This window comes from Micromonospora endophytica (assembly GCF_003236305.1).
Classification (GTDB): Bacteria; Actinomycetota; Actinomycetes; order Mycobacteriales; family Micromonosporaceae; genus Micromonospora; species Micromonospora endophytica.
Genome location: NZ_POTX01000230.1, coordinates 1 through 9,486, shown reverse-complemented (window position 1 = coordinate 9,486; position 9,486 = coordinate 1). Strand labels below are relative to the sequence as shown.

9 protein-coding genes are annotated in these 9,486 nt (G+C 72.4%); 5 read left to right on the top strand and 4 right to left on the bottom strand.

Going from position 1 to position 9,486, the window contains the following annotated elements; genetic code table 11:
• The coding region (locus C1I93_RS24760; RefSeq protein ID WP_258378339.1) for an OB-fold nucleic acid binding domain-containing protein at positions 1 to 295 on the bottom strand (295 nt) is incomplete at its 3' end.
• 421 nt (positions 296 to 716) lie between these two features.
• Here C1I93_RS24760 and lipA point away from each other — a divergent pair.
• Positions 717 to 1,757, top strand: a complete 1,041-nt coding sequence (lipA, locus tag C1I93_RS24755; RefSeq protein WP_111245689.1) for a lipoyl synthase — start codon at positions 717 to 719, stop codon at positions 1,755 to 1,757.
• 12 nt (positions 1,758 to 1,769) lie between these two features.
• On the opposite strand, the gene C1I93_RS32980 is transcribed toward lipA, so the two are convergent.
• On the bottom strand, positions 1,770 to 4,664 hold the full coding sequence (locus tag C1I93_RS32980) for a helix-turn-helix transcriptional regulator (protein ID WP_111245690.1): 2,895 nt from the start codon (positions 4,662 to 4,664) through the stop codon (positions 1,770 to 1,772).
• Positions 4,665 to 4,816: 152 nt separating this feature from the next.
• Positions 4,817 to 4,957: a hypothetical protein gene (locus tag C1I93_RS31755; protein WP_181445306.1), complete on the bottom strand. Its 141-nt coding sequence runs from the start codon at positions 4,955 to 4,957 to the stop codon at positions 4,817 to 4,819.
• Between the two features lie 206 nt (positions 4,958 to 5,163).
• Between C1I93_RS31755 and C1I93_RS24745 the strand changes: the two genes are divergently transcribed.
• A complete protein-coding gene (locus C1I93_RS24745; RefSeq protein WP_111245688.1) occupies positions 5,164 to 5,853 on the top strand; it encodes a DUF4191 domain-containing protein in 690 nt (229 codons plus the stop codon).
• Here the strand turns inward: C1I93_RS24745 and C1I93_RS24740 are convergent.
• Entirely contained in the window at positions 5,850 to 6,185 is a 336-nt protein-coding gene (locus C1I93_RS24740; protein WP_223256343.1) for an RDD family protein, read from the bottom strand. The genes C1I93_RS24745 and C1I93_RS24740 overlap by 4 nt on opposite strands.
• A gap of 324 nt (positions 6,186 to 6,509) precedes the next feature.
• Here C1I93_RS24740 and glnA point away from each other — a divergent pair, with 324 nt between their 5' ends.
• From glnA to C1I93_RS24725, 3 genes are all read left to right on the top strand, one after another.
• Entirely contained in the window at positions 6,510 to 7,934 is a 1,425-nt protein-coding gene (gene glnA, locus C1I93_RS24735; RefSeq protein ID WP_111245686.1) for a type I glutamate--ammonia ligase, read from the top strand.
• A 184-nt stretch (positions 7,935 to 8,118) separates the two neighbouring features.
• The gene (locus tag C1I93_RS24730) at positions 8,119 to 8,478 is read left to right on the top strand and encodes a PadR family transcriptional regulator (protein WP_111245685.1); all 360 of its coding nucleotides are present in this window, start codon (positions 8,119 to 8,121) and stop codon (positions 8,476 to 8,478) included.
• Positions 8,475 to 9,455, top strand: coding sequence for a hypothetical protein (locus tag C1I93_RS24725; protein ID WP_111245684.1), 981 nt, complete (start codon positions 8,475 to 8,477; stop codon positions 9,453 to 9,455). Before C1I93_RS24730 ends, C1I93_RS24725 begins: the two co-directional genes overlap by 4 nt.
• Positions 9,456 to 9,486: the final 31 nt, after the last annotated feature.

Below are 9,486 nucleotides of genomic sequence, written 5' to 3'. Positions count from 1 at the left end.
GGGGTACGGCGGGCGGGCCGAGTGGACGTACCGTCGGGTCGGTCAGCTCGACCCCGGCGGGCGCGGTGTCGTTCGCGACCACGGTGCCGACCACCTCGACGACGGTCTCCTCCGGCAGCGCCTCGACCTCGGCGCGCACCGCCGGGTCGGTGACCACGACCTGGGCGAACCCGGCGGCGTCCCGGACAATCAGGAAGGCCACCGACTTGAGCAGTCGGCGGCGGTGGACCCAGCCGGCTATCCGGACGGTACGGCCGGTGTGCCGGGTGAGTCGGTCGGACAGGATGCGTTGCACGGCTACCTCCTCGATCAATCGCAACGCGATCCCCGGGAGGTGTGGGCGAGCGGGAACCTCGCGGTGCCACCACACCTTCGCTCCCGCCTGGGCGGGTGCCTCGTTCGTCGCCTTTTCACCGGGGCCAGCCGGGCGGGCTCTACTGGGCACGCGGTTGTTAAGAGGGGGCCCCGCCTCTACCGCAGGCGTTAAAAGGGGGCCCCTCCTTGCACCGCGGGCGGTTCTTCCCGCAGCTCGGGAGGGTCTTCGCGGCCCGACGCCAGACCGCCTCGCAGCAACCGGCGGCTCTCTTCAACTGGCGGGGCGGGGCGCTACTCGGCTCCGTCGTCGCTTCGTGCCGGGGACGCTAACACCGCAGGACGCTGCCGTGTGACCCGTTTCTGCCGCCATCGGTGTCCGGCGTCACAGGGTTGGTGGGGTGATGGCCGTCGCCCGCAGTTCATCGACGGGTGCCGTCCGGCGTAGGCTCGTTTTTGTGACGATCGAGCACTCCGCGCCGACGACCGGCCCGGCCGCGCGTACCGCGACGCCCGCCCCGGAGGGGCGGCGGCTGCTGCGGATCGAGGCGCGCAACGCCGAGACGCCGATCGAGCGCAAACCGCCGTGGATCAAGGTCAAGGCCAAGATGGGCCCGGAGTACACCCAACTGCGCGGGCAGGTCGCCCGCGAGGGGTTGCACACCGTGTGCCAGGAGGCCGGCTGCCCCAACATCTACGAATGTTGGGAGGACCGCGAGGCCACCTTCCTCATCGGCGGGGACCAGTGCACACGTCGCTGTGACTTCTGCCAGATCGACACCGGCAAGCCGGCCGAGTTCGACGCCGACGAGCCACGCCGGGTGGCCGAGTCGGTGCGGTCGATGGGCCTGCGGTACGCCACCATCACCGGCGTCGCCCGCGACGACCTGCCCGACGGCGGCGCCTGGCTGTACGCCGAGACCGTCCGGCAGATCCACGCCCTGCAACCCGGCTGCGGCGTCGAGCTGCTGATCCCCGACTTCAACGCCGTTCCCGAGCAGTTGGCCGAGGTGTTCGGCGCCCGGCCCGAGGTGTTGGCGCACAACGTCGAGACCGTGCCGCGGATCTTCAAGCGGATCCGGCCGGCATTCCGCTACGAGCGTTCGCTCGACGTCATCCGGCAGGCCCGCGCCGCCGGCCTGGTCACTAAGAGCAACCTGATCCTGGGCATGGGCGAGGAGCGGGCCGAGGTCTCCCAGGCCCTTCGTGACCTGCACGCCGCCGGCTGCGAGCTGATCACCATCACGCAGTACCTCCGCCCCTCCCCCCGGCACCACCCGGTCGAGCGCTGGGTCAAGCCGGAGGAGTTCGTCGAGCTGAGCGCCGAGGCCGAGGAGATCGGCTTCGCCGGGGTGATGAGTGGGCCGCTGGTGCGCTCGTCGTACCGCGCCGGCCGCCTCTACCAGCAGGCCCTGGCTGCCCGCGAGCCCGCCACCGCCCGCTGACCCTTCCTGCGGTCAGGAGGGGTCGGCGAGGAGGTTCAGGCGGTGGGCGACGGCGGCGGCTTCGACCCGGTTGCGTACGTCGAGCTTGGCGATGATCCGCGAGACGTGCACGCTCGCCGTCTTCGGTGAGATGAACAACTGCTCGGCGATCCGGCTGTTGCTGTGTCCCTCGGCCACCAGCCGCAGCACCTCCCGCTCCCGCTCGGTCAGCAGCTCCGCGCCCGGCCCGGTCCGGCCCGCGCCGCGCAGGCCGAGCCGGCGGGCCAGGGTGGCGGCCTGCTCCGCGAGCAGGGTCGCGCCGAGCCCGTCAGCGATCGCGGCGGCCTCGCGTACCGCCGCCGCCACCTCGTCCCGCTCTCCGGTGCCGGCGGCCACCTCGGCGAACGCCAGCAGCACCCGGGCCAGGGCCGCGGGCTGGCCGGCGGCCCGCCACGCGGTGACCGCCCCCCGCCAGGCGGCGAGCGGATCGTCACCGGGGGCCACCGTGGCGGCGACCTCGGCGGCGTACGCCCGTTCGGCGGGAAAGCGTGCCGGAACGGTGGTGACCAGCGCGGCCACCCGCGCGGCGAGTTCGCCGTCGGCGGTGTGCCGGGCGACCCGGGCCAGGGCGGCGACCACCGGCCACCCGTAGCGGGGATACGCGACGACCGCCGGATCGGCCAGGCTGGCCTCGACGGCACGCCGCGCCTCGTCCCGGTCGTCGGTGGCGAGCGCCGCCGCGATCCGCAGCTCCGCCAGCGGCAGCCGGTTGTGCGGATGCAGGTACGGCTTGCTGAGGAAGGCCAGCGCCCGGCCCACCGTCTCGTCAGCGTTCGGATGTGCCTGGGCCAGTCGCAGCCCGGCCCGCAGTTGCAGCCAGTGCAGCCCGCTCACGCCCGGCGGGTCGAGTCGGGCCGCCTTGGCGCAGATCTGGTCGGCCTCGGCCCAGCGGCCGAGCGCCAACAACGCCTCGGCCTGGTTGGAGAGCAGGTATTTTCCGGTGGAGCGGCTGATGCCGACCCGGCGCGCCTCGATCATCCCGTCGGCGGCGGTCCGGGCCGACTCCTCGTACCGGCCGAGTTCGAAGAGCACGTCGGAGATGTGCACCAACGCCTGGACCAGCGCCGGCACCTCACCGGCGGCCCGGGCCAGCCCCGCGCACCGGCGCAGCTCGGCCAGGCCGAGATCGGGCGAGTCGCCCCGCCACAGCACCGCGAGCTGCACCGGCAGCATCGCGTCCTGCACCCCGGCGGCCGTCACCGTCTGCACCACCTCGGCGGCGATCCGCGCCCCCTCGATCAGGTCGACCCGGGCCAGGTGGTCGGCCAGGTCGGCGAGCAGCCGCAGCCGCTGCGGCCCGTCCGGCACCTGCGCCGCCAGCTCGTACGCCTGGCGCAGCTCGGCCGCGCCGTCGCTCTTGCCGAGCATGGCCAACATCCGGCCGCGCTGGTCCAGCAGCCGCGCCGCGCGCAGCGGCTCGCTCTCGGTGTCCACCTCGGCCAGGGCGGCCCGGGTCAGGGTCAACGCGCGATGGTAGTCACCGGCGGTGGTCGCCGCGTCGAGCGTCTCCTCCAGCAACGCCAGGTGGTCCATGCCGAGCCGCTCGGCCGCGTCGGGCACCAACTCCCACAGTTCCAGCACCCGTTCCAACAGCCGGCTCTGTTCGGCGTACGCGTAACGGTCCGCGGCGGCCCGGGCGGCCGCCCGGGCAGCGGTCAACGCCCGGGGATGGTCGTGGGCGGCGTACCAGTGGTGGGCGATCTCGGCCGGGGCGCGGCCGGCGGCGACGAGATGGGGCTGGGCCTCGACGGCGGCCGCGAACCGGGCGTGCAGCCGGGCGTGCTCGCCGGGGAGCAGGTCGTCGTGCACCGCCTCGCGCACCAGCGCGTGGCGGAACTCGTAGTCGCCGTCGGGGTCGGCCACCAGCAGTTGGGCGGCGACGGCGGCGCGCAACGCGTCGTCCAGTTCCGCCTCGGGCAGCCCGGCCACCTCGGCGAGCAGGTGATGGGCCAGCCGGATGCCACCGGCCGCGGCGATCCGCAGCACCCGCTGGGCCGGCTCCGGCAGCCGATCCACCCGGGCCAGCAGCAGGTCGCGCAGGGTCTCCGGCAGTACGGCACAGCCGATCGGGCTGCCGGCGGCGGCCAACTCCTCGATGAAGAGCGGATTACCCTGGGTACGGTCGTGGATGTCGTCGACCGCGCGGGCGGAGGGCTCGGTGCCGAGCAGCCCGGCGACGATCGCGGCGGTGCCGTCCCGATCCAGCCGGCCCAGCTCCAGCCGGTCGACGCCCCGGGCCCGGTCCAGCTCGGCCAGGAACGGGCGCAGCGGGTGTCCCCGGTGCAACTCGTCGGTGCGGTAGGTGCAGACCAGCAGCACCCGTGCGGTGCGCGCGGCCCGCACCAGGAAGCCGATCAGATCCCTGGTCGACCGGTCGGCCCAGTGCAGGTCCTCGACCACCAACACCAGCGGCTGATCGGCGGCGAGCCGGCCGAACAACTCCGCGACCAGGTCGAACAGGTAACCCCGGGGTGCGTCCGAGGGCGCGACGGCCGACGGTACGGCCGCGCCGGCCGGCACCCGCGCCAGCTCCGGCAGGAGGCGGGCGAACTCTGCCTCGTACCCCTCGAAGACGGCCGCGCCGTCGGTACGCAGCACCGTGCGCAGCGCCGCCGCGAACGGGGCGAAGGGCAGGCCGGCCTCACCGAGTTCGAGACACTGCCCCACCAGCAGCCGGGCGGCGTCGCCGATCGTCCGGCCGAACTCCTCCAGCAGCCGGGTCTTGCCCACCCCGGCCTCGCCACCGACGAGTACGGCGACCGGCGCACCGGCGCGGGCCCGGGCCAGCGCGTCACTCAGCTGCGTCATCTCACGCTGGCGGCCGACGAGTGTGGTGCTGCTGGCACGGGCGGTCACGGCACCGAGCATGCCGCCCGCCGGCTTGCCGCTCGCCCGCATGCCGCTCGGCCGCTTGCGGCACACCCGCTTGCCGCTCGCCGGCTTGCCGCTCGGCCGGGACTTGTTAATAGGGGGCCCCTGCTCTACACCAGGCGTTAGCAGGGGGCCCCTCCTTACGTTTGTCATCGGCGGCGGGTCAGCCAGCCGCGTGCTGAGCGCTGCGGCAGGGTGCGGGCCAGCCGGTCCCGGGCGGCCTCGGCGCGCAGCTCGGCGCTGTGCGTACGGTGGACGGTGAGGAAGAATTCCGAGTCGGTGGTGAACATGTCGGGCTCCTTCGGTAGTGGTCGACTGCCCGACTCTGACTCTGCTCGGGAAGGTGGCGCCGGAGCATTGGTGCGCCGCCTGATCTCGGTACGCCGTGCCTCCTTACTTTCCGGCGACCAGGCACCTGCGGGGCCGTAAGGTACTCAGCCGGCCGGGCACCGGACGCGGATCAACGGGGCGCTGGCCGACCACTAGACTCGATGCCATGGCAAAGCCCCAGGAGAAGGTGTCGTTCGGCCAGCGGCTGAAGCAGATCGGGTTGGTGTTCCGGTTCACCGCCCGGCAGGACAAGTGGTTCGCGCCACTGGCCGCCGGCGCGGTGCTGATTCCGCTCGCGCTGACGGTGGTGGCGGTGCTGCGCTGGGGCTGGCTGTGGTTGCCGCTGGGCATCCTGTTCGCCCTGCTCTGCCTGCTCATCGTGCTCAACCTCAGGTCGAACCGGGCGATGATGAACGCGGCCGAGGGTCAGCCGGGCGCCGCCGCGCAGATCATCGAGAGCATGCGTGGGGATTGGCGGGTGCGGCCCGCGGTCAGCTCCACCACCCAGATGGACATGGTGCACCTGGTGATCGGCCGGCCGGGCGTGATCCTGCTGGCGGAGGGGAACCCGCAGCGGATCCGTGGCCTGCTCGGCCAGGAGAAGCGCCGGCTGGCGAAGGTGATCGGCAACGCCCCGCTCTACGACTACGTGATCGGCCAGGAAGAGGGCGAGCTGCCGATCCGCAAGCTGCGGATGACGCTGATGCGGCTGCCGCGCAACCTCAGCGGCAAGGACGTCAACGCCCTCGACAAGCGGCTCAAGGCGCTGACGGCCCGCCCGCAGATGCCCAAGGGCGCCGTCCCGAAGAACCTGCGCCCGCCGCGTGGCGCGTTCCGCCAGTCGCGCGGCCGCTAGGCCTTCGCGGGGACCATCACCGAGCGGGTGAGGCGGTCGTGCAGGCCGCGGCGGTGCTGGTCCATCAGCAGGGCGGGCACCACGAGGGCCAGGAGCACGCCGCGCAGCAGGGCCCGGAGCAGGCCGATCCGGCCACCGTCGGCCCAGTCGACGCAGCGGATCCGGGTCAGGTACATGCCCGGGGTCTGCGCGAACAGGCCGAGGAAGACGGCGTACTCCACGATGAGTACGGCGACCGGCGCCCAGGCGTCCCGGGCGGGGCTGGCGAACAGGCCCGCCGCGAGCAGGCAGAGCACCCAGTCGACGACGAGCGCCCCGAAGCGCCGTTGCACGTCGGCGGGGACGAAGTCGGGGTCCGCGGCGGGCGGCGGGGCACGGTGGGGCTCGGTGGTCACAGCGGACAAGCCTAGCCAGGCGGGCGTACGCGGCCGGGACGCAGGCCGCCGCGCAGCGCCGAAAAGGACCAATGACCTCAAGTTTCACTACACTGGCGGGGTCGGACCCGTTCCTGCGCTGGCGCTGGCCGGCTTGGCCAGCGAGAGTGACACAGCGCGAGGGACGTAACACGGCAGAAACACTGGAGACATGGCCGGGCAACCGCACGGTCATAGCGTCGCCAGGAGCCTAGCTACCCCGTGGACGTGCCAGGAGGACGAGTGTTCGCCAATCCCGAGGAACTCCTGCGTTACCTCAAGAACGAGGACGTGAAGTTCGTCGACGTACGTTTCTGTGACCTGCCCGGCGTCATGCAGCACTTCAACCTGCCGGTGGAGTCCGTCGACGACGACTTCTTCACCAACGGTCTCGCTTTCGACGGGTCGTCGATCCGGGGCTTCCAGGCGATCCACGAGTCGGACATGCTCCTGCTCCCGGACGTCGCGACCGCCTTCATCGACCCCTTCCGCGCGCAGAAGACCCTCGCGCTGAACTTCTTCATCCACGACCCGTTCACCCGTGAGGCGTACAGCCGCGACCCGCGGAACGTGGCGAAGAAGGCCGAGGCGTACCTCGCCGCCAGCGGCATCGCCGACACCGCCTACTTCGGCGCCGAGGCGGAGTTCTACATCTTCGACTCGATCCGCCACGAGACGTCGGCGCACCAGTCGTTCTACTACATCGACTCGATCGAGGGCGCCTGGAACACCGGCCGCGAGGAGGAGGGCGGCAACCGCGGTTACAAGACCGCGTACAAGGGCGGCTACTTCCCGGTGCCGCCGGTCGACCACTACGCCGACCTGCGTGACAGCATCGTGCGCCGGCTGATCGACACCGGCTTCACCGTGGAGCGCTCGCACCACGAGGTCGGCACCGCCGGCCAGGCGGAGATCAACTACAAGTTCTCCACCCTGCTGCACGCCGGTGACCAGCTCCAGCTCTTCAAGTACATCGTGAAGAACGAGGCCTGGGCCGCCGGCAAGACCGCGACCTTCATGCCGAAGCCGCTCTTCGGCGACAACGGCTCCGGCATGCACACCCACCAGAGCCTCTGGCTCGGCGGTGAGCCGCTGTTCTACGACGAGACCGGCTACGCCGGCCTCTCCGACACCGCCCGCTGGTACATCGGTGGTCTGCTGCACCACGCGCCGTCGCTGCTGGCCTTCACCAACCCGACTGTCAACTCGTACCGTCGCCTGGTGCCGGGCTACGAGGCGCCGGTCAACCTGGTCTACTCGCAGCGCAACCGCTCGGCCTGCACCCGCATCCCGGTCACCGGCAGCAACCCCAAGGCCAAGCGGGTCGAGTTCCGGGTGCCGGACCCGTCGGCCAACGTCTACCTCGCCTTCTCGGCGATGATGATGGCCGGCCTGGACGGCATCAAGAGCAAGATCGAGCCGCCGGCGCCGATCGACAAGGACCTCTACGACCTCCCGCCGGAGGAGTGGGGCGACGTCAAGCAGGTGCCGGGCTCGCTGCCGGCCGTGCTCGACTCGCTCGAGGCCGACCACGACTACCTGCTCGAGGGCGGCGTCTTCACCCCGGACCTGATCTCCACCTGGGTGGACTGGAAGCGGGCCAACGAGGTCGACCCGGTGCGCCTGCGCCCGACCCCGCACGAGTTCGCCATGTACTTCGACTGCTGAGCACCTTCAGCACGCCTCCGGGCCGGTTCCGCACCTCGCGGAGCCGGCCCGAGTGCTATCCCCAGGTTGATCAAGAAGTTTGCGTCAGGGATTCCGGCGACCGCCGACGCAAACTTCTTGATCAATGGGGCGATTGGAGCGGGCAGGGACCCCCGCATACCTTCGCGTCCGATATATTCAGGACGTGGACACACCGTTGCGCGAACCCACGTTCCTGATTCTCACCGCGTTGGCGCGGGAGCCGATGCACGGTTACGCGATCATCGGAGAGGTCGCCGACCTCTCCGGCGGGCGGCTCTCGCTGCGCCCCGGCACCCTCTACGGCGCGCTGGACCGGCTCACCGACGCCGGCCTCGTCGAACTCGACCGGGAGGAGACCGTCGATGGCCGGCTGCGCCGCTACTACCGCCTCTCCCCCGCCGGAGACGCCACGCTCACCGCCGAGACCGAGCGGCTACGCCACAACGTCGAGGCGGCCACCGTCCGGCTCAACGCCCGCCGGGCCGCGCCGCTGACGCCGCGTACCGCCGGGGGGTTGGCATGACCGAGCTGGAGCGCCGCTACCGACGCCTGCTGTGGGCGTACCCGGCGGACTACCGCCGGGAACGCGGCGACGAGATCGTCGGGACGTACCTCGACCTCGCCGACCCGCAGCGGCGTCGCCCCTCGCCGGCGGAGGCCGCGGACCTCGTGCGCGGCGGCCTCCGCCAGCGACTGCGGGCCGCCGGCGCCAACGACCTGGTCCCCGGGGTACGCCTCGGCGCGCTGCTCGCGCTGACCACGGCCGCCTTCCTCGCCGCCTTCTGGGTGTTCGCCGAGCGGCACCTGCCGCCCGCCGAGTGGGGTGTGCCGGTGTTCGGCCCGTTCGTCTCGGTGGGGATCGTCGCCTGGTGCGGTTGGCTGCTGGCCGCGCTTGTCGCCGCCGTCGCGCCGGGCCGACCCACCCGGGCGGCCATCACCGTGGCGTTGCTGGTGACGGCGGCGCTGCCGGCGATCAGCGTGGTCGCCGGTGTGCCCCGCCCGCCGCTGCTGGTGCTGGTGCCGCAGGTAGCGCTCGGCGTGCTGGCGCTCGCGATCGGTGACCACCTGCCGGCGCCGGCCCGCACCCTGCCGGTAGCGGCGGCGGTCGCTGGTGGCGGCCTGTCGTACGCAATGGGCTTCGATGCACTTTGGGGTGCCTACCGCGGCGGCGGTGAGGAGCTCCTGCCGCCCACCGGCACGGTGCTGCTGACTGTGGCCCTGCTGCTCGCGGTCGGGCTCGGCATGCGGCGGGACGCCAGTGGCGGATGGGCCGTGGTGGCCCTGCTCACCCCGGTCGGCCTGCTCAACGTGCACCTGCTGGCCGGCGCGGTGGACGGTGTGGTCAGCGCCGCCCCACGCCCGACGTACCCGACCCTTGTCGCCACCGCCATCACCGTCGCCCTACTCGGTCCCGCCCTCCTGCCCGCCGCCGTCGCCCTGCGCCGTCGCCTCGGCACCCCGCCCGCCGCACCCTGCCCCACCAGCGGCGCGCGCCGCTGAGGATCGCCCGGATCGCTGACGGTGCAGCCAC

Bases quoted from the DNA above. Each gene is read 5' to 3' on its own strand.
- C1I93_RS24725 (WP_111245684.1), top strand. From the start codon at position 8,475: ATGACCGAGCTGGAGCGCCGCTACCGACGCCTGCTGTGGGCGTACCCG.
- lipA (WP_111245689.1), top strand. From the start codon at position 717: ATGGCCGTCGCCCGCAGTTCATCGACGGGTGCCGTCCGGCGTAGGCTC.
- C1I93_RS24745 (WP_111245688.1), top strand. From the start codon at position 5,164: ATGGCAAAGCCCCAGGAGAAGGTGTCGTTCGGCCAGCGGCTGAAGCAG.
- C1I93_RS32980 (WP_111245690.1), bottom strand. From the start codon at position 4,664: ATGCTCGGTGCCGTGACCGCCCGTGCCAGCAGCACCACACTCGTCGGC.
- C1I93_RS31755 (WP_181445306.1), bottom strand. From the start codon at position 4,957: ATGTTCACCACCGACTCGGAATTCTTCCTCACCGTCCACCGTACGCAC.